At 70.2% G+C, this 20,453-nt stretch carries 12 protein-coding genes; all 12 read left to right on the plus strand.

Translation table 11 applies throughout. The features are described 5' to 3' along the window. The first annotated feature begins 31 nt into the window (after nucleotides 1-31). Nucleotides 32-2,206, plus strand: a complete 2,175-nt coding sequence (mrdA, locus tag NRF20_RS30265) for a penicillin-binding protein 2 (protein ID WP_266361532.1) — start codon at nucleotides 32-34, stop codon at nucleotides 2,204-2,206. Then, nucleotides 2,206-3,396, plus strand: a complete 1,191-nt coding sequence (rodA, locus tag NRF20_RS30270) for a rod shape-determining protein RodA (protein ID WP_398628721.1) — start codon at nucleotides 2,206-2,208, stop codon at nucleotides 3,394-3,396. The genes mrdA and rodA overlap by 1 nt, the downstream gene beginning before the upstream one ends. Nucleotides 3,397-3,447: 51 nt before the next feature. Then, nucleotides 3,448-4,980, plus strand: a complete 1,533-nt coding sequence (locus NRF20_RS30275) for a CHAD domain-containing protein (RefSeq protein ID WP_413753661.1) — start codon at nucleotides 3,448-3,450, stop codon at nucleotides 4,978-4,980. 50 nt (nucleotides 4,981-5,030) lie between these two features. Further along, complete coding sequence (locus tag NRF20_RS30280; protein ID WP_398628719.1) at nucleotides 5,031-6,956, plus strand: TIGR03960 family B12-binding radical SAM protein; 1,926 nt, start codon at nucleotides 5,031-5,033, stop codon at nucleotides 6,954-6,956. A gap of 82 nt (nucleotides 6,957-7,038) precedes the next feature. Further along, nucleotides 7,039-8,238 (plus strand): hypothetical protein, encoded by a 1,200-nt coding sequence (locus NRF20_RS30285; protein ID WP_413753662.1) that lies wholly within the window; start codon nucleotides 7,039-7,041, stop codon nucleotides 8,236-8,238. Between the two features lie 122 nt (nucleotides 8,239-8,360). Continuing rightward, the gene (locus NRF20_RS30290) at nucleotides 8,361-9,143 is read left to right on the plus strand and encodes a TIGR03936 family radical SAM-associated protein (protein WP_398628717.1); all 783 of its coding nucleotides are present in this window, start codon (nucleotides 8,361-8,363) and stop codon (nucleotides 9,141-9,143) included. 232 nt (nucleotides 9,144-9,375) lie between these two features. Then, nucleotides 9,376-13,398 (plus strand): Rne/Rng family ribonuclease, encoded by a 4,023-nt coding sequence (locus tag NRF20_RS30295; protein WP_413753663.1) that lies wholly within the window; start codon nucleotides 9,376-9,378, stop codon nucleotides 13,396-13,398. A 388-nt stretch (nucleotides 13,399-13,786) separates the two neighbouring features. Further along, complete coding sequence (locus NRF20_RS30300) at nucleotides 13,787-14,905, plus strand: DegT/DnrJ/EryC1/StrS family aminotransferase (RefSeq protein WP_266361539.1); 1,119 nt, start codon at nucleotides 13,787-13,789, stop codon at nucleotides 14,903-14,905. Next, complete coding sequence (locus NRF20_RS30305) at nucleotides 14,902-15,921, plus strand: Gfo/Idh/MocA family protein (protein WP_266361540.1); 1,020 nt, start codon at nucleotides 14,902-14,904, stop codon at nucleotides 15,919-15,921. Before NRF20_RS30300 ends, NRF20_RS30305 begins: the two co-directional genes overlap by 4 nt. Beyond that, a complete protein-coding gene (locus tag NRF20_RS30310; protein ID WP_413753664.1) occupies nucleotides 15,911-17,488 on the plus strand; it encodes a glycosyltransferase family 4 protein in 1,578 nt (525 codons plus the stop codon). Before NRF20_RS30305 ends, NRF20_RS30310 begins: the two co-directional genes overlap by 11 nt. Continuing rightward, on the plus strand, nucleotides 17,485-19,140 hold the full coding sequence (locus tag NRF20_RS30315; protein ID WP_398628713.1) for a glycosyltransferase: 1,656 nt from the start codon (nucleotides 17,485-17,487) through the stop codon (nucleotides 19,138-19,140). The genes NRF20_RS30310 and NRF20_RS30315 overlap by 4 nt, the downstream gene beginning before the upstream one ends. A gap of 4 nt (nucleotides 19,141-19,144) precedes the next feature. Continuing rightward, complete coding sequence (locus NRF20_RS30320) at nucleotides 19,145-20,428, plus strand: nucleotide sugar dehydrogenase (RefSeq protein ID WP_266361543.1); 1,284 nt, start codon at nucleotides 19,145-19,147, stop codon at nucleotides 20,426-20,428. Nucleotides 20,429-20,453: the final 25 nt, after the last annotated feature.

Here is a 20,453-nt window from a genome sequence, read left to right on the forward strand (position 1 = left end):
TCTCCGGCCCGACCACCACCGGGGGCGCCCCGTGAGCAATATCCCCGAGACCGGCCGGACCCAGCGGGTCCAGATCCGTCTCGTCGTCATCCAGGTCCTCGTCTTCTCCCTGCTGCTCACCCTCGGCGGGCGCCTCTGGTACCTCCAGATCCGCAACGGTCAGGAGTACAGCGACGAGGCGAGGAACAACCACGTCCAGCAGGTTGTCCAGCCGGCAGTCCGCGGGTCGATCCTCGACGCGCGCGGGGTGCCCCTCGCCGACAACGAGACCCGCCTGGTCGTCTCCGCCAGCCGCACCGATCTGCTGAAGATGGACGACGACGGCAAGGGCGTCCTGACCCGGCTCGCCGCTGTGCTCGGCATGAAGCCGAAAGACGTCTTCGACAAGATCCGGCTCTGCGACGCGAAGACGCCGCAGCCCTGCTGGAACGGTTCGCCTTATCAGCCGATCCCGGTCACCGACGAGGCCACCACCCAGCAGGCCCTCCAGATCCGCGAGCGCGCCGAGGACTTCCCCGGCATCACCGCCGAACCCACCGCCGTACGCCGCTACGCCGCACCCGGCAAGGCCAACACCGCCCAGGTCCTCGGCTACCTCTCGCCCGTCACCGACGAAGAGATCACCAAGGCCCAGGACACCGACTCGCCGTACCTCCGCTCCGACCAGGTCGGCCGCTCCGGCCTGGAGCGCACCTACGACAAGGAGCTGCGCGGCAAGGCCGGCGTCACCCGCTACGAGGTGGACAACCTCGGCCGGGTCATCGGCCAGGCGAAGGACGACGAGGCCGAGCCCGGATCGAGCGTCGTCACTTCCATCGACGCCCGGGTCCAGGCCGTCGCCGAATACGAGCTCAACGAGGCCATGAAGACGGCCCGTCAGGCGTTCGACAAGAACACCGGCGAGAACTACAAGGCCGACTCCGGCGCCGTCGTCGTCATGGAGGCCAAGACCGGCCGGGTCGTCGCGATGGCCTCCCTGCCCGACTACGACCCCAACGCCTGGGTCGGCGGCATCTCGGGCAAGGACTACGCCCGGATGACCAGCAAGAAGTCCAACTACCCGCTGCTCAACCGCGGCATCCAGGGTCAGGCCGCACCGGGCTCGATCTTCAAGGTCGTCTCGACCGCGGCCTCCGTCCAGGCGGGCTACCCGTTCGACGGCCACTACACCTGCGGCAGCTCGTACACCGCCGAGGGTCACACCTACCAGAACTTCGAATCGCAGAGCCACGGCCCGATCACCCTGGGCCGGGCACTCGAGGTCTCCTGCGACACCGTCTTCTACGCCCTCGGCTACCAGCAGTGGCAGAAGGACGGCGGGATGAAGCCGAAGAAGAACGCCAAGGACTGGTTCTTCAAGACCGCCCACCAGTTCGGCCTCGGCAAGGAGACCGGCATCGACCTCCCCAACGAGGTCACCGGCCGCGTCCCCGACCGCCAGTGGAAGAAGGACTTCTGGAAGGCCAACAAGGACGCGTGGTGCGAACAGGCCAAGAAGTGGCCCAAGAAGAAGGACTTCAACACCGTGCTCGCCCACGAGAACTGCCTCGAGGGCATGAAGCTGCACGCCTATGACTCGATCAACTACTCCATCGGCCAGGGCGACACCCTCGTCACCCCGATCCAGATGGCGACCATCTACGCCGCCATCAGCAACGGCGGCACGCTCTACGACCCGACCGTCGGCAAGGCGATCGTCAGCCCCGACGGCAAGCACGTCAGCATGATCGGGCCCAAGTCGCACGGCAAGCTGCCGGCCAGCGCCAAGACCCTGAAGGAGATGGAGGGGGCGCTGGCGGGCGTCGCGACCCGCGGTACCGCCGCCTGGCGATTCGGCGGCTGGCCGCAGGACAAGATCCCGATGCACGCCAAGACGGGTACGGCCGAGGTCTACGGCAAGCAGACGACCTCGTGGTTCGCCACGTACACCAAGGACTACTCGATCGTCATGACGATCTCCCAGGGTGGTACGGGCTCCGGTGCCTCCGGGCCCGCCGTGCGCAACATCTACGACGCGCTCTACGGACTCGACGACTCCGGCAAGCAGGACCTCAAGAAGGCGCTGCTGCCCACCCCGCAGAAGTCCCTGCCGAAGATCCAGCACGACGGTTCGATCGACGCCCCGGAGATCAAGCCGTACGACCCGAACTCGCAGAAGACCCCGGAGGAGCAGACCCTCGCGGCAGTGCTCGGGAGGCGTGACTGATGGCCGGCTTCTCCGTCTCGCGGTACGCCCCCGAGCGCTCCACCTGGGGCAAACTCATCGCCCGCGACTCCCTCGTACGCAAACTCGACTGGCCGCTGCTCGGGTCCGCGATCGCGCTCTCCTTCATCGGCTCGCTGCTGGTCTACTCGGCGACCCGGGGCCGTGACTCGCTCACGCACGGCGACCCGTACTACTTCCTCCTCCGGCACGCGCTCAACACCGGAATCGGCTTCGCCCTGATGGTCGGCACGATCTGGCTCGGCCACCGCACCCTGCGCGGAGCCGTCCCGATCCTCTACGGCCTCTCGGTGCTCCTCGTACTGGCGGTCCTCACCCCGCTCGGCGCCACCGTCAACGGCGCGCACGCCTGGATCATCATCGGTGGCGGCTTCTCGCTCCAGCCGTCCGAGTTCACCAAGATCACCATCATCCTGATCATGGCGATGCTGCTCGCCGAGCGCGTCGACGCGGGCGACCAGCTCCACCCCGACCACCGGACCGTCGCCAAGGCCCTCGGCCTCGCGGCCGTTCCGATGGCCGTCGTCATGGGGATGCCGGACCTCGGTTCGGTGATGGTCATGGCCGTCATCGTGCTCGGTGTGCTCCTCGCCTCCGGCGCTTCGAACCGCTGGGTCTTCGGCCTTCTCGGCGCGGGCGCGGGCGGCGCCGTCGCCATCTGGCAGCTCGGCCTGCTCGACGACTACCAGATCGCCCGCTTCGCCGCCTTCGCCAACCCGGCGCTCGACCCGGCGGGCGTCGGCTACAACACCAACCAGGCACGCATCGCGATCGGCTCCGGCGGCCTCACCGGAACCGGCCTTTTCCAGGGCACCCAGACCACCGGCCAATTCGTCCCCGAGCAGCAGACCGACTTCGTCTTCACCGTCGCGGGCGAGGAGCTCGGCTTCCTCGGCGCCGGGCTCATCCTCGTCCTGCTCGGCGTCGTCCTGTGGCGCGCCTGCCGGATCGCCCGCGAGACGACCGAGCTGTACGGCACGATCGTCGCCGCCGGAATCATCGCCTGGTTCGCCTTCCAGGCGTTCGAGAACATCGGGATGACGCTCGGCATCATGCCGGTCGCAGGGCTTCCACTGCCGTTCGTCTCGTACGGAGGGTCCTCGATGTTCGCCGTCTGGGTGGCCGTCGGACTGCTCCAGTCGATCAGGGTGCAGCGGCCGATAAGTGCTTGAGCCGGGACGGGAGCACTGCCCATCTGCGTGCAACACGTCTAGATTCGGGTCATGGCGGACTCGAAGCGTGAGATCGAGCGGAAGTACGAAGCCACCGCGGAAACCCGGCTCCCCGACCTGAGCCGGGTGGCCGGGGTCTCGGCCGTCGCTCACCGGGGCGTCAGCGAACTGGACGCCGTCTACTACGACACCGAGGACCTCCGGCTCGTGGCCGGCTCCCTCACCCTGCGCCGCCGCACCGGCGGGAGCGACGCCGGCTGGCACCTCAAATTCCCGGTCGCCTCCGGTATCCGGGACGAGTTCCGGGAACCGCTCTCCGACACTCTGCCGAGCTCCCTCGCCGGCCTGCTCCGCTCCCGGGTCCGGATGAGCGAACTGGTCCCCGTCGTACGGCTGCGCACCGCCCGTGACGTCCACCACCTGCTCGATGCCGAGGGCGCGCTGCTCGCCGAGGTCAGCATCGACACTGTGCGGGCCGAACGGCTGACGGGCGGCAGCGGCACGGCCGCCTGGACCGAGATCGAGGTCGAACTCGCCGACGACGGTGACCCCGCCCTCCTCGATGCCGTCGAACGCCGGCTGCGCAAGGCCGGTGTCCACCTGTCCGCATCGCCGTCCAAGCTGGCCAGGGCGCTCGCCGAGACCGCGCCGGAGCGGAAGCGGAAGCGGGACAAGGGTGCGCGCGGGAAGGCCGGGCAACCCACCGCGGGCGACCACGTCCTCGCGTACATCCGCCACCAGACCGAGGCGATCGTCGCCCTCGACCCCGCCGTACGACGCGACCTCCCCGACTCCGTGCACCAGATGCGGGTCGCCACCCGCAGACTGCGCAGCGCGCTGCGGACGTACCGGAAGATCCTCGACCGGAGCGTCACCGACCCGGTCGGCGACGAGCTGAAGTGGCTGGCCGCCGAGCTCGGTATCGACCGCGACCAGGAGGTTCTCGACGCCCGTCTGCGCTCCGGCCTCGCCGAACTGCCCCGCACCCTGATCCTCGGCCCCGTGCGCAGCCGGCTGCGGATCTGGTCGGTGGCCCGCCGGGGCGGCTCCCGCCGCCGGACCGTCGCCGTACTCGACGGGAAGCGGTACCTGGCACTCCTGGAGAGCCTCGACGCCCTGCTCGCCGCCCCGCCGCTGCTGCCCGCCGCTTCCCACGCCCCCGAGCAGGCGCTGCCCCGCGCCGTTCTGAAGGAGTACGGGCGCCTCGCGACCCGCGTCGGCCACGCCCTGGAGCTCCAGCCCGGCCACGACCGGGACCTCGCCATGCACGACGCCCGCAAGGCCGCCAAGCGCGCCCGTTACGCGGCCGAGGCGGCCCGCCCCGCGCTCGGGAAGCCGGCCGAGCGGATCGCCAAACGGATGAAGACCGTGCAGACCCTCCTCGGCGACCACCAGGACAGCGTGGTGGCCCGCGACGCCCTGCGCGCCCTGGCCGTCCAGGCGCACGCGGCGGGGGAGCCGGCATTCACCTGGGGACTGCTGTACGGGCGGGAGGAAGCGGCCGCCGCCGCCCGGGAGCGGGAGCTGCCGCAGGTGTGGGAGCGGGCGTCGCAGCCGCGCGTGCGGGCGGCTCTGGAAGGCTGAGCATCGGGGTACGCTTGATGGTCACCCTTGCCGGCTCTCGAAAGTTCGCGATGTCTGTCGATTCGGTCTTCCCACAGCTCGAAGCTCTGCTCCCGCATGTGCAGAAGCCCATCCAGTACGTCGGCGGTGAGCTGAACTCCACCGTCAAGCCGTGGGACGAATGCGACGTCCACTGGGCGCTGATGTACCCGGACGCATACGAGGTCGGTCTCCCCAACCAGGGCGTCATGATCCTTTACGAGGTGCTCAACGAGCGCCAGGGCGTCCTCGCCGAGCGCACCTACAGCGTGTGGCCGGACCTCGAAGAGCTGATGCGCGAGCACAAGGTCCCGCAGTTCACCGTGGACAGCCACCGCCCTGTGAAGGCGTTCGACGTCTTCGGGCTGAGCTTCTCCACCGAGCTCGGCTACACCAACATGCTCACTGCCCTGGATCTCGCGGGCATCCCGCTGGACGCCAAGGACCGCACCGTCGACGACCCGATCGTGCTGGCCGGCGGCCACGCCGCGTTCAACCCCGAGCCGATCGCGGGGTTCATCGACTGCGCGGTCATCGGCGACGGCGAGCAGGCCGTCCTGGAGATCACCGAGATCATCCGCGCCTGGAAGGCCGAGGGCCGCCCCGGCGGTCGCGAAGAGGTGCTGTTCCGCCTGGCGAAGACCGGTGGCGTCTACGTCCCGGGCTTCTACGACGTGGAGTACCTCCCGGACGGGCGCATCGGCCGTGTCGTGCCCAACAAGTCGGGCGTGCCGTGGCGGGTGTCCAAGCACACCGTGATGGACCTCGACGAGTGGCCGTACCCGAAGCAGCCCCTCGTTCCCCTCGCCGAGACCGTCCATGAGCGGATGTCCGTCGAGATCTTCCGCGGCTGCACCCGCGGCTGCCGTTTCTGCCAGGCCGGCATGATCACGCGCCCCGTGCGGGAGCGAAGTATCACCGGCATCGGCGAAATGGTCGAGAAGGGCCTCAAGGCGACCGGCTTCGAAGAGGTCGGCCTGCTCTCCCTCTCCTCTGCGGACCACACCGAGATCGGCGAGATCGCCAAGGGCCTCGCCGACCGGTACACCGAGGACAAGATCGGCCTCTCGCTGCCCTCCACCCGCGTCGACGCGTTCAACGTGGACCTGGCCAACGAGCTGACCCGTAACGGCCGTCGCTCCGGACTCACCTTCGCCCCCGAGGGCGGCTCCGAGCGCATGCGCAAGGTCATCAACAAGATGGTCTCGGAAGAGGACCTCATCCGTACCGTCGCCACCGCGTACGGCAACGGCTGGCGCCAGGTGAAGCTGTACTTCATGTGCGGTCTGCCCACCGAGACCGACGAGGACGTCCTCCAGATCGGTGACATGGCGGTCAACGTGATCGCCAAGGGCCGCGAGGTCTCCGGTCAGAACGACATCCGCTGCACCGTCTCCATCGGCGGCTTCGTGCCCAAGCCGCACACGCCGTTCCAGTGGGCCCCGCAGCTCGGCGCCGAGGAGACCGACGCCCGGCTGGAGAAGCTGCGCGACAAGATCCGCGGCGACAAGAAGTACGGCCGCTCGATCGGTTTCCGCTACCACGACGGCAAGCCCGGCATCGTCGAGGGCCTGCTCTCGCGCGGCGACCGCCGTGTCGGCTCGGTCATCCGCGCGGTCTACGAGTCCGGCGGCCGTTTCGACGGCTGGCGCGAGCACTTCAGCTACGACCGCTGGATGACCGCCGCCGAGAAGACGCTGCCCGACTACGGCGTGGACGTCGACTGGTACACCACCCGTGAACGGACCTACGAGGAGGTCCTGCCCTGGGACCACCTGGACTCCGGTCTCGACAAGGACTGGCTCTGGGAGGACTGGCAGGACTCGCTCGACGAGACCGAGGTCGAGGACTGCCGCTGGACCCCGTGCTTCGACTGCGGCGTCTGCCCGCAGATGGACACCAGCATCCAGATCGGCCCGACCGGCAAGAAGCTCCTGCCGCTGTCGGTCGTGAAGTAGGCCGAACCCCTTCCGGGTGACGGCTCGGTGACGAAGGCCCGGTCCGGGAAACCCCGGCTCGGGCCTTCGCGTCATGTACGGCATGGACTACGGCAAGCACCAGGCCCCCGCGCACTACGAAGCCGGCGAGGGCTGTCTGACCACCCTGATCAGGATTCCGGTACGGATCGTGGTGCTGGCGATCGTCCTGCCCGTCCGCATGATCTGGGACGCCCTGGTGGCGGGAGCCCGCGCCGCCGACCGCATCCTGCTGCGCCCCCTGGGCCGGGCCCTGTCCTGGCTGCTGGCGACGCTGGTGGTGATCCCCGCGGTCCGGCTGTACGAGGCGGTGCTCACCCCGCTGGGACATGCGCTGCTGTGGCTGGCCGCGGCGGTCTTCGTCCGGCCGTGGGTCGCGCTCTGGCGGCATGTGCTGGTGCCGGCGGTGCGTTACGGGCTCGTGGTGCCGGTGGTGTGGCTGTACGAGGCGGTGCTCACCCCGATCGGCCACGGGCTGCGCCGGGTGTACCGCGAACTGCTCGCCCCTGCCGGGCGGGGGATCGCCGCCGGGGTCGGCTGGGTGCTCACCGCCCTGTTCGTCCGGCCGGTGGCCGGCCTGTGGCGGTACGTCCTGGTGCCCTTCGCGCTCGCCGCCGCCTGGCTGGCGGAGCATCTGATCGTACGGCCGCCGGCCTGGGTGTACCGGGAGCTGCTCACTCCGCTCGGTCATGGCATCACCTGGCTGCTCGAACTGCTGGCGCGCGGGATCGCGGCCGTCGGGAGCGGTCTGTGGGCGGTGGTGGTGTGGTTGGTTCTGACGCTGCTCGTCGCACCGCTCGGCCGGCTGTACCGGCGGGTCCTCGCCCCGGTCGGCCGGGAGATCGCTGCAGCCTTCGGCGTCGCCTGGCGCATCGCGGGGTACATCTCGCGGGCCGTCGGCCGGGCCATCGCCTGGCTGGCGTGGCATCTGATCGGGGCGCCGGTGACCTGGGTCTATCGCACGGTGTGCACGCCGGTGGGACATTTCGTACGGGATGCCGTCTGGGCCCCCGCCAAGCGGGCCGCCGTCGAGGCGGGACGCGCGGCCCGGGCGGCGCTGCGCACGGCGCGCGAGACCGTGGCCCGGGCACGCCGTGACGCATGGCGGGTACTGGTCGGCGGGGCGAGGGCGCCCGAGCCCCGGGAACAGGGGAGCCCCCTTGCGCGTAGGCTGGGTGCTAAGCAACAAGCAATGACTGTGCCCAGCGCGGCGCCCGAACCAGAGATCTCCTCGCTCGGAGAGAAAAACGCCGAGCGGGGGTGAGCCGGACCGGACACCCCGGGCCACCCGCATTTCGAGGGCGGCGTGCCACCGCGTCCGCCCCGCATCGAGGAGAAGAACCACTGGGCAAGCGACAGCCCGAAGGCCCGCCGCCCGCACCGGCAGTGCAGCGCATCCGACTGCGCTACACGAAGCGCGGCCGCCTCCGGTTCACCAGCCACCGTGACTTCCAGCGTGCCTTCGAGCGGGCATTGCGCCGCTCCGAGGTGCCCATGGCCTACTCGGCGGGCTTCACCCCGCACCCGAAGGTGTCGTACGCCAACGCCGCCCCCACCGGCACGGGCAGTGAGGCCGAGTTCCTGGAGATCGCCCTCGCCGAGGCCCAGGATCCGGCCGTCCTGCGCGAGCTGCTCAATGCCTCGCTCCCGGACGGTCTCGACATCACCGACGCCGTGGAGGCCCGCACCTCGGGTCTCGCCGACCGGCTGACCGCCTCCATCTGGGAGCTGCGTCTCGACGGTGTCTCCACCGAGGAGGCCGTCAAGGCCGTGGCCGCTTTCAACGGGGCCGAGACCGTCGAGGTCCAGCGCCGGGCGAAGAACGGCATGCGGACCTTCGACGCCCGCGCCGCCGTGGTCGACCTGCAGGCCCTTGATCCGCAGCCTGATAGGCCCGAGGACAAGCCCTGTGCGATACTGCGGCTGGTTGTTCGGCACGTGACACCTGCCGTGCGACCTGACGACGTCCTGTCCGGTCTCCACGTTGTGGCCGACCTGGCGCCGCCGGTCCCCGCAGCGGTGACCAGGCTGGCGCAGGGGCTCTTCGACGAGGAGTCCGGCACGGTGACCGACCCGCTCGCGCCCGACCGCGAGGCAGCCCCGGCCGCTCCACCCATGGCCACCGGGACCGCCGTCGCGACGGCGCCGGAAGGTGCAGGTTCCGCGTAAGGCGGTCGTTGCAGCGCAGTCCTTCGACTCGGGAGCCACCTGGGTCGGGCCGCGCGATGACCCATAAGACTTTCGCCAGGCCGTACGCACATCGCTTACGGAACCGGCGAGCCAGACATTGAGTTCCCGTGCGGCGCCCGCGCCCCGGACGGCGGTCTCGCGTACATCACGCGGGCCGCGCCGGACCGGATTCAGACGCGGCGCCCGGGAGCCTGACGGGAGAACCGCCCGCATGCCCCAGTCCAACGAACCCGGCACGACCGGGAACGCCGAAGAGAACAACGCACCCGGAGACAAGCTGCCGCCGCGCCGCAGGCGCCGCGCCGCGTCCCGCCCGGCCGGCCCGCCGGTGGCGGACGCACAGGATGCCGCCGCTCCGGCCATACCGGCCGATGACGCCGCAGTGTCCGACAACACCACCACCGACGCCGAGAGCGCTCCGGCGACAGAAGCCGCGCCGCCCGCGCGTACCCGTCGTCGTGCCGTGCGCAAGGCGACCGCTCCGGCGGGTGCGCCGCAGGCCGCCGAGGCCATCGAAGTCGTGGAGCCCGCCGCGAGCGCCGGGGCCACCGAGCCCGTGGCCGAGGCCGAGGTCGTGGAGGCGCCGCCTGCGCGTACCCGTCGTCGTGCCGTCCGCAAGGCGACTGCCCCGGCGGGTGCACCGCAGACCGCAGAGGCCGCGAAGGTCACCGAGACCGCTGCCGAGCCCGTGGCCGAGCCCGAGGTCGTGGAGGCGCCGCCCGCGCGTACCCGTCGTCGTGCGGTGCGCAAGGCGACTGCCCCGGCAGGTGCGCCGCAGGCCGCCGAGGCCGTAGAGATCGTCGAGGAAGCAACGCACGTGGCGAGTGCCGAGGCCGCCGCAGCCGCCGAGCCCGAGGCCGCCGCGCCGCGCGGTCGCACCCGGCGCAGGGCATCGGCTCCGGCCGGTGCACCGCAGCCCACCGAGGCCCCGGCCGAGGCCGCCGCACCCGCAGAAGCAGTAGCAGTAGCAGAAGAAGCCGTCACCGAGGCCGTCGAGGCGCCGCGCGGACGTCGTCGTGCCGTGCGCAAGGCGACTGCTCCGGCGGGTGCGCCGAAGGTCACCGAGGCCACCGCCGAAACCGGCGAGAGCCTGCCCGAGGCCGCTGTCGAGGAGCCGGCTGCCGAGCCCGCCGAGCCCGCCGAGGTCGAGGACGCCGCACCGCGCGGCCGTCAGCGCCGCCGGGCCACCGCCGCCGCGGGCCGGCCCGAGTTCACCGGCAAGGTCGAGGAGCCCGTACGCAAGAGCCGTCGCGCGACGCGCCCCGCCGTGGCCGTGTTCCAGGCGCCGGTCTTCGCCGAGCCGATGTTCCAGACCCCGGAGACCGCGGCCGCCGCCGCTGCCGCTTCGCGTCACGAAGAGGTCGAGGAAGAGGCCGAGACGGTCGAGGAGCCGACCGCCACCACCGAGGCCCCGGCCGCCACCACCGAGGCCCCGGCCGCCGAGGCCGTGCCGGAGGCCGGTTCGCGCCGCCGTCGCCGCCGTCGCGGTGAGGCCGCCGAGCCCGAGCCGGCCGCTGTTGTCGAGGTGGAGGAGCACGCCGAGGAGGAGCCCGAGCCGGAAGGCGAGGCCGAGGCCGAGCACGAGGGCGAGGAGACGGACGAGTACGGGGACCGGCCTTCGCGCCGTCGCCGTCGCGGAGGGCGTCGCCGCCGTCGTGGCGAGACCACCGAAGGTGACGAGGCCGCGGAGCAGTTCGGCGACGAGGCCGCCGCCGAGCACGCCGAGGAGGACCAGGAGCGCGCTCAGGAGGCCGAAGAGGCTGAGGAGGACGAGGACCACGAGGTGTCGTCCGCCGGATCCAGCAGCAGCCGTCGTCGCCGTCGTCGCCGTCGTCGCAGCGGTGACGCCTCGCCCGAGGCCGAAGCCGGTACGGACGACCCGGAGCGTACGGTCGTCAAGGTCCGCGAGCCCCGCAAGAAGGAAGAGCGGGAGCCCGGCACCGGCTTCGACGAGGTCCAGTCCATCAAGGGCTCGACCCGTATGGAGGCGAAGAAGCAGCGTCGCCGCGAAGGCCGTGAGCAGGGCCGCCGTCGCGTCCCGATCATCACCGAGGCCGAGTTCCTGGCGCGCCGCGAGGCCGTCGAGCGCGTGATGGTCGTCCGTCAGAACGGCGAACGCACCCAGATCGGCGTCCTCGAGGACAACGTGCTCGTCGAGCACTACGTCAACAAGGAGCAGGCCACCAGCTACGTCGGCAACGTCTACCTGGGCAAGGTGCAGAACGTACTGCCGTCCATGGAGGCCGCCTTCGTCGACATCGGCAAGGGCCGCAATGCAGTCCTGTACGCCGGTGAGGTCAACTTCGAGGCGCTCGGCATGGCCCATGGGCCGCGCCGGATCGAGACCGCGCTGAAGTCCGGCCAGTCCGTCCTCGTCCAGGTGACGAAGGACCCGATCGGCCACAAGGGCGCCCGCCTGACCAGCCAGGTCTCGCTGCCCGGCCGTTACCTGGTCTATGTGCCCGAGGGCTCGATGACCGGCATCAGCCGCAAGCTGCCCGACACCGAGCGGGCCCGGCTGAAGACCATCCTCAAGAAGATCGTTCCCGAGGACGCGGGCGTCATCGTCCGTACCGCGGCGGAGGGCGCGAGCGAGGACGAGCTGCGCCGCGATGTCGAGCGGCTGCAGCAGCAGTGGGAGGACATCCAGAAGAAGTCGAAGAGCAGCGGCAGCTCCAACGCGCCGACGCTGCTCTACGGCGAGCCGGACATGACTGTCCGGGTCGTCCGAGACATCTTCAACGAGGATTTCTCCAAGGTCATCGTCAGCGGCGACGACGCGTGGGAGACCATCCACGGTTACGTCTCGCAGGTGGCGCCGGACCTGACGGACCGCCTGTCGCGGTGGACCTCCGAGGTCGACATCTTCGCGACGTACCGGATCGACGAGCAGCTCATGAAGGCACTGGACCGGAAGGTCTATCTGCCGAGCGGCGGCTCGCTGGTGATCGACAAGACCGAGGCGATGGTCGTCGTCGACGTCAACACCGGCAAGTTCACCGGTCAGGGCGGCAACCTCGAGGAGACCGTCACCAAGAACAACCTGGAGGCGGCCGAGGAGATCGTGCGCCAGCTGCGGCTGCGCGACCTCGGTGGCATCGTCGTCGTCGACTTCATCGACATGGTGCTGGAGTCCAACCGGGATCTGGTGCTGCGGCGCCTGCTGGAGTGCCTGGGACGCGACCGTACGAAGCACCAGGTCGCCGAGGTCACCTCGCTGGGCCTGGTCCAGATGACCCGTAAGCGGGTGGGCCAGGGCCTGCTGGAGTCCTTCTCCGAGACCTGTGTCCACTGCAACGGGCGCGGCGTGATCGTGCACATGGAACAGCCGACCTCGGTCGGTGGTGGCGGCAACGGCAAGCGTTCCAAGAAGCGCGGCCGGGGCGTCGTGGACCACGAGCACGTGGCGGAGATCGAGACCGAGGTCGAGACCGAGATCGAGACCGAGGCCGAAGTGGCTGCCGAGGTGGCGGCCCCGGTGGCGCTGCCCGAGCCGGAGTTCGTCCCGGACGAGGAGCTGTACAGCAGCCCTGCCGAGGCCGAGGCAGCTGCCTCGCGAGGCCGCGGCCGGCGCCGCGCGACCCGTAAGGCAACGGCCCCGGCCGGCGCCCCGAAGGCCGCAGCAGCACCCGCTCCGGTGGTCGAGCCGGAGCCGGAGCCGGTCGTGGTCGCGGAGCCGGAGCCGGTCGTGGTCATGGAGCCCGAGCCGGTCGCCGAGACCCCGGTGGCCGCCGAGGCCCCTCAGGGCCGTACGCGCCGTCGGGCGACCCGTAAGGCGACCGCCCCGGCGGGCTCGCCGGCCCCGGCCGAGCAGGTCGAGGAACTGGTATCGGTGGCGGCCCCGGTCGTCGAGGCCCCGCAGCCCGAGGCCGCACCCGAAGAGGTGGCCCCCGAGGCAGCCCCGCCGCGTGCCCGTCGCCGGGTGACCCGTAAGGTCACCGCCCCCGCGGGCTCGCCCGCAGGTGCGGACGCGGCCGAGGTCGTCGTGGTGACCGGTTCCGTCGAGCCGAAGCCCGAAGCCGAGACCACCGAAGCCGCGGAAGCGGTGGCCCCGGCGAAGAAGACGGCGCGCAAGACCGCGAAGAAGGCCACCGCCAAGAAGGCAGCCACCAAGAAGACGGCTGCCAAGAAGACCGCTGCGAAGAAGACGACGGCCAAGAAGGCGGCGGCGAAGAAGACGGTTGCCGCGGAGCAGTCGCCGCAGCCTTCCGTCTCGGCCGACACCGAGAGCTGACCAGCCGGTCGGAGGAGCAATGAACGAGGTGCGGGCCCCCTCGGGGGCCCGCACCTCCTCCGCATGCGGGACGCAGACGCGGTGCATGTGGGCCGCATCTCTTTGGTCGTAACCTCTACGAAACCCCCTGTGAAAACCCTGATAATGTGACGCGGCTGCCGCCGGATGTGCCATTCCCGAGAGTGCTGACGGCGCGTCGGCCCACTTCAGGTAGGACAAACCACCTTTATGTCCTGGGTGCACCGCCCCCGGGGCAAAAGGGCGATTTGTGCGCAATATATTGGTACAGAATCGGCCATGCGCCGGGGCGGCGGAGCCTCATCCGACATTCGCATGCCCTTGGAGCCATCGCCGCTCACAGCTCTTGCGGTGTTCAAGGAGGATGTCCATGTCGAGCGACAACAGGGAAGCGATCCCTGCTGCCCGGCCGGTGATCGGTGAGGAAGAGATCGAGGCCGTGGTACGCGTACTGCGCAGCGGTCGTGTCGTGCAGGGCCCGGAGGTCGCGGCCTTCGAGGAGGGCTTCTCGGAGCTGGTCGACGGACGTCACTGCGTCGCGGTCAACTCGGGCACCTCGGCCCTCCATCTCCTGCTGCTCGCCCTGGGGATCGGCCCCGGCGACGAGGTCATCGTCCCGTCGTTCTCCTTCGCGGCCTCCGCCAACGCGGTCCGCCTGGCCGGTGCCGACGTGGTCTTCGCGGACATCGAGCCGGGCAGCTTCGGTCTGGACCCGGCCGCGGTCGAGGCCGCCATCACGCCCCGCACGGCCGCGATCATGCCCGTCCATCTGTACGGCCACCCGGCCGCGATGGACGCGCTGATGCCGATCGCGCGGAAGCACGGCCTCGCGGTCGTCGAGGACGCCTGCCAGGCGCACACCGCGGCACTGGACGGCACGCCGGTCGGCGCCTTCGGCTCCGGTGGCACCTTCAGCTTCTACCCCACCAAGAACATGCACTCCCTCGAAGGGGGCATGGTCACCACCGCCGACGCCGAGGTTGCGCGCACCCTCAGGCTGCTGCGCAATCAGGGCATGGAGCAGCGGTACGCCAACGAGATCGTCGGCGCCAACATGCGCATGACGGACGTGTCCGCCGCTGTCGGGCGCGTACAGCTCGGGAAGGTGCTCGGCTGGACCGAGCAGCGGCGCGCCAACGCCGCGTACCTCGACCGGCACATCACCGCGCCCAACGTCACCGTTCCGCCCGTCGCCGACCGTGCACGCCACGTTTACCACCAGTACACCATCCGGGTGCAGGGTGACCGTGACGCCGCCATGGCCAGGCTGAGCGAGGCGGGCATCGGCAACGCCGTGTACTACCCGACTCCGATCCACCGGCTGAAGCCGTACTGGGAGCCCGACCAGAAGGCGGGCCGGATCTGGGATCTGCCGCAGACCGAGCGGGCCGCCGCCGAGGTCGTTTCGCTGCCCGTACATCCTTCGCTGTCGCCGGAGGACCTGGACCGCATCGTCGGCGCCGTGAACTCGCTGGGAGAAATGCAGTGACCGCAGGACTGAGAGCCGGTCTGATCGGCCTCGGCTCGATGGGCCGCCACCACGCCCGTGTGCTGGCCGGCCTGGACGACGTACAGCTGGTCGGCGTCGTCGACCCGATGGGGGACAAGAACGGCTGGGCGCAGGGCGCTCCCGTACTGTCCACGGTCGAGGAGCTCATCGCCCTCGGTGTCGACTACGCGGTCGTGGCCTGCCCCACCGCGCTGCACGAGGAAGTCGGCCTTCAGCTCGCCGAGGCCGGTGTCTGCGCGCTGATCGAGAAGCCGGTCGCCGACACCGTGGAAGGCGCCCGACGGCTGGTCGACGCCTTCGAGTCGCGCGGCCTGGTGGCGGGTGTCGGCCACATCGAGCGCTGCAACCCGGCGCTGCGGTCGATGCGCTCCCGCCTGGAGTCGGGGGAGCTGGGCGAGGTCTTCCAGGTCGTCACCCGCCGACAGGGCCCGTTCCCGCACCGTATCGCCGATGTCGGCGTGGTCAAGGACCTCGCCACCCACGACATCGACCTGACCGGCTGGGTGACGGGTCAGACCTACACCTCGATCTCCGCCCACACCGTGTCGAAGTCCGGTCGCCCGCACGAGGACATGGTCTCCGCCGTGGGCCAGCTCTCCGACGGAACCATGGTCAACCACCTGGTCAACTGGCTGAGCCCGCTCAAGGAACGTTTCACCTCCGTCACCGGTGAGCGCGGCACCTTCATCGCCGACACCCTCACCGCCGACCTCACCTTCCACTCGAACGCCGCAGTGGCCACCGAGTGGGAGGCGCTCCAGGCCTTCCGAGGCGTCTCGGAGGGCGACATGATCCGGTACGCCATTCCCAAGCGCGAGCCGCTGCTGGTCGAGCACGAGCTCTTCCGGGACGCGGTGCGCGGCACCTCGAAGGACATCTGCACGCTGCGCGAGGGGCTCCGCACGGTCGAGGTGGCCGCGGCGGTACTGGAATCGGCGAGGAGCGGACGTACCGTCACGACCTCCGCGGGAGAGCTGGCCACACATGGAGCCTGAGAACATCACGACGCCGCGGCCCGGCAGCCGCGGCCGGATCGTCATGCTCGTCGACAACGCCGTGAACGGGGACTCCCGGGTTCAGAAGGAAGCGCGTTCCGCGGCTGATGCCGGCTGGGACGTCACCCTGCTCGGCAAGTCGCCCGGCAAGTCCGAGCAGCGCTGGCTGCTCGGCGAGGCACAGGTCCGGCTGCTGAAGGTGCCCGGACCGATGCAGCGCCGCCGGCACGAGTACCGGCGTGCCCCGCTGCGCGCCCCGCTGGCCTACCGTCCGGGACCGCTCGCCGCCTACCGCAAGCAGAAGATGAAGGCATGGCGGGCCGACCTCAACATCCGCCTCATCGAGGCGGGCGTGAAGGGGTCGGCACTGTCGAAGGCCAGGCTGCTCCCGGGGCGGCTCGGCGCGAAGGTGGCCGGCCGCTGGGTCGGTCTGCGTCTGCGGCGTACCCATGCCCTGGAGCAGCGGCGCAAGCGGATGGACTCCCCGCTGGACCGGTTCACCACGGCGTTCTGGCAGCGCATGATGGGCCAGCGGGCCTGGCGGAAGCTCGACCCCTACCTGCTCGACCTCGACCTCGCCTACGGCAAGGTGATCGACGAGCTGAAGCCCGATCTGATCCACGCCAATGACTTCCGCATGCTGGGCATCGGCGCACGGGCCGTGCTGCGGGCGCGCGCCGCGAAGCGGGACGTCAAGCTCGTCTGGGACGCGCACGAGTTCCTGCCCGGCATCAAGCCGTGGGATCCGCACCCTCGCTGGCATGTTGCGCAGTGCATCCACGAGCTGGCCTACTCCAAGTACGCCGACGCGGTGACCACCGTCTCGGCGACCCTCGCGGACATGCTGGTCGAGCGGCACGGACTCGCGACGACTCCGTCGGTCGTACTCAACGCCCCCGACGCGGAGATCTCGCCCGAGCAGGCCGCGGAGCCGGTGCCCGATCTGCGCGAGCTGTGCGGGATCGGGCCCGACGTCCCGCTCTCCGTCTACAGCGGTGCGGCGGCCCCGCAGCGCGGCCTGGACATCATGGTCGAGTCGCTGCCCCAACTGCCGGATCTGCACGTGGCGTTCATCGTGCTGCGGCCGAAGTCGCCGTACATGGCAGGGCTGGCGCGGCGCGCGGAGGAGCTCGGGGTGGCCGACCGGGTGCACATCCTTCCGTATGTCCCGCACTACCAGGTAGTGCCCTTCCTGGCGACGGCGGATCTCGGCGTCATCCCGATCCACCACTGGCCGAACCACGAGATCGCCCTGATCACCAAGTTCTTCGAGTACTCGCACGCGCGGCTGCCGTTCGTGGTGAGCGATGTGAAGACGATGGGGGCCATGGTCGCGCAGACCGGGCAGGGCGAGGTCTTCAAGGCCGAGGACGTGGAGGACTACATCCGCGCGGTGAAGGCGGTCCTGGCGGACCCGAAGAAGTACCGGGATGCGTACGACAGGCCCGGACTGCTCGACCAGTGGACCTGGGAAGCCCAGGCGGCGGCGCTCGACGACGTGTACACGAGGCTGCTTCCCGGTAGTAAGCGCGCATCCGCCAAGAGAGCCGCCGAGGTGACCGTGTGACCGGCAGACCCGATGTCCTCGCTGTTCCTGACGTTACGGTCGTCGTGGCCGTGTACAACACGATGCCTGCCCTGACGCAGTGTCTGGATTCTCTCGTCGGACAGAGCATCGGTCTCGACCGGATCGAGATCATCGCCGTGGACGACGGGTCCACCGACGGCAGCGGGAAGGAGCTCGACCGCTTCGCGGACCGGTTCCCCGGCACCTTCACGGTCATCCACCAGGAGAACTCCGGAGGGCCGGCCGGGCCGAACAACGTGGCGCTCGCCAAGGCGACGGGTCGCTACGTGTTCTTCGTGGGCTCCGACGACTACCTCGGCCCCGAGGCGCTGAAGCGCATGATCGACATGGCCGACGCGAACGACTCGGACGTCGTCCTCGGCAAGATGGTGGCCGTCGGCGACCGGTCGATTCCCCGGGCGGTCTTCCGCTCCACCGAGGCCAACATCGCGCTGATCGGATCCGGGGCGCTCTACGCGATCTCCAACACCAAGATGTACAAGCGCGCCCTCATCGAGGAGCACAACATCCGGTACGCGGAGGACCTGCCGGTCAGCTGCGACATGCCCTTCACGTTGGAGATGTACGTCCGGGCCAAGACCGTTTCGGTGGTCGCCGACTACGACTGCTACCACGCGGTCCGGCGCACGGACGACAGCAACATCACCTACCGGGCGCGGTTCGAGAACCGCCTGAAGGTGTGCGCGTATGCGCTCGACAAGCTCCACGACCTGGCAGGGCCCGGCGATCTCTATGACGCCTTTGCGATACGACTGCTCAAGGTCGACCTGGCCTGGATCTTCGGTGAGAACTACCTCGCCATGACGCCGGAGAGGCGCGCCGAGTGCGTGCGCGCCACCGGGGAGTTCATGGAGAAGTACTACGGCGCCTCCTTCGACTCCATGGAGCACCGGCTCACCGTCCCCGAGCGGCTCCGCTTCCGCTGGGTGTTCGCCGGCCGGGTCGACGAGCTGACCGAACTGGTCCGGATGGACACCGCGGGCAAGATGCCGCCGACCGTACTGGAAGACAACCACGCGTACGCCCGCTTCCCGGGCTTCCGCGACAGCCTCTGCACCCTGCCCGACAGCAGCTTCGCGCTGAAGGGCACAGTGGTGGGACGGCTCGGCTCCGGTACCGAACTCCAGTCCGCCGACTGGTACCAGGAGGGTGATGGGTTCGCGCTCGACGTCGTCGTGCGAGTTCCCGTGCTGGGCGACACGGACTCGTTGTACGTCCGGCTCGCCTCGGGCCGCATGCCCGCGTCCGCCGACAAGGCGGGCGCCCGTCGGCTTGACAAGGGCGAGCAACTCCCGGCCCCCGTGGGTGATTTCACCCGCACCCCCGCACCGGATGGCCGAGCCACCCTGATCACCGCCCGGATTCCGCTCCAGCGCCGGCAGGCCCAGCTGGGACTTCGGGTCTCGGTCGATGCCGGAGGATGGACCTACGAGATTCCGGTACGCGGCAAGGGGCACCCCATGCCGCTCGCCCGGCGGTGGGGGGCCGACGACCCCTACCGTGTCGCGGCCCGGGTGAACCCGAAGGGGCGCATGGTGATCAGCACCGGTCCGCTCCATCCGGCCAAGACATCGCTGGGCTCGCGGCTGCGATCCCGATTGACCGGCGCCAAACGCTCCAAGAGGAAGTAGCCCCATGAACATCTGTGTAGTAGCCCTTGGCAAGATCGGCCTGCCGCTCGCCGTGCAGTTCGCCTCCAAGGGCCACCGGGTGATCGGCGCCGACGTCAACGAGAAGGTCGTCGAGCTGGTCAACGCCGGTGTCGAGCCGTTCCCCGGTGAGCACGACCTCGACGTCAAGCTCAAGGAGACCGTCGAGGCGGGGCTGCTGACCGCGACGACGGACACCGCGTCCGCGGTCGCCCAGTCCGAGGCCGTCGTGGTCGTCGTACCCCTCTTCGTGGACGCGGAGGGCACGCCGGACTTCGGCTGGATGGATTCCGCGACCAAGGCGATCGCCGCAGGCCTCAAGCCGGGCACTCTCGTCAGCTACGAGACCACGCTGCCGGTCGGCACCACCCGTACCCGCTGGGCGCCGATGCTCGAAGAGGGCTCCGGCCTCAAGGCCGGCGAGGACTTCCACCTGGTGTTCTCCCCGGAGCGGGTGCTCACCGGCCGGGTCTTCGCGGACCTGCGCCGCTACCCGAAGCTGGTCGGCGGGATCGACGAGGCATCGGCCGCGCACGGTGTGTCGTTCTACGAGTCGGTCCTGGACTTCGACGACCGTACGGATCTGCCGCGCCCCAACGGCGTCTGGGACCTGGGCACTTCGGAGGCGTCCGAGCTGGCCAAGCTCGCCGAGACGACCTACCGTGATGTCAACATCGGTCTGGCGAACCAGTTCGCCCGCTTCGCCGACCAGCAGAACATCGACGTCCTCAAGGTCATCGAGGCCTGCAACTCCCAGCCGTACAGCCACATCCACCAGCCGGGCATCGCCGTCGGCGGCCACTGCATCCCGATCTACCCGCGGATGTACCTCTGGAACGACCCCTCGGCGACCGTGGTGCGTTCGGCACGCGAGGCCAACGCGGCCATGCCCGGGTACGCGGTCGATCTGCTCGCCGCCGCCTACGGCGACCTGGACGGGGTCGGTGTGCTGGTGCTGGGCGCGGCCTACCGCGGCGGTGTGAAGGAGGCGGCCTTCTCCGGTGTCTTCCCGACCGTCGAGGCGCTGAAGGCGCGCGGCGCGGTGCCGTTCGTCTCGGACCCGATGTACACGGCCGAGGAGCTGACCGCGCACGGCCTCGTCCCGCACGAGGGCCAGACCGTCACCGCCGCGATCCTCCAGGCCGACCACGCCGAGTACCGCGAGCTCGCCGCCGCCGATCTCCCGGACGTCCGCGTCCTGGTCGACGGCCGCCGCACGACGGACCCGGCCCGTTGGGAGGGCGTCCGCCGCGTCGTCATCGGCGGCTGATCACCCGTACGCGTACGAGGGGCCC

Source organism: Streptomyces sp. R-74717 (assembly GCF_047305335.1).
Lineage (GTDB): Bacteria > Actinomycetota > Actinomycetes > Streptomycetales > Streptomycetaceae > Streptomyces > Streptomyces atratus.

Coding starts and splice junctions, on each gene's coding strand:
- NRF20_RS30320 (WP_266361543.1), top strand. CDS start 19,145: ATGAACATCTGTGTAGTAGCCCTTGGCAAGATCGGCCTGCCGCTCGCC.
- NRF20_RS30295 (WP_413753663.1), top strand. CDS start 9,376: ATGCCCCAGTCCAACGAACCCGGCACGACCGGGAACGCCGAAGAGAAC.
- rodA (WP_398628721.1), top strand. CDS start 2,206: ATGGCCGGCTTCTCCGTCTCGCGGTACGCCCCCGAGCGCTCCACCTGG.
- NRF20_RS30280 (WP_398628719.1), top strand. CDS start 5,031: ATGTCTGTCGATTCGGTCTTCCCACAGCTCGAAGCTCTGCTCCCGCAT.
- NRF20_RS30300 (WP_266361539.1), top strand. CDS start 13,787: ATGTCGAGCGACAACAGGGAAGCGATCCCTGCTGCCCGGCCGGTGATC.
- NRF20_RS30275 (WP_413753661.1), top strand. CDS start 3,448: ATGGCGGACTCGAAGCGTGAGATCGAGCGGAAGTACGAAGCCACCGCG.
- NRF20_RS30285 (WP_413753662.1), top strand. CDS start 7,039: ATGGACTACGGCAAGCACCAGGCCCCCGCGCACTACGAAGCCGGCGAG.
- NRF20_RS30310 (WP_413753664.1), top strand. CDS start 15,911: ATGGAGCCTGAGAACATCACGACGCCGCGGCCCGGCAGCCGCGGCCGG.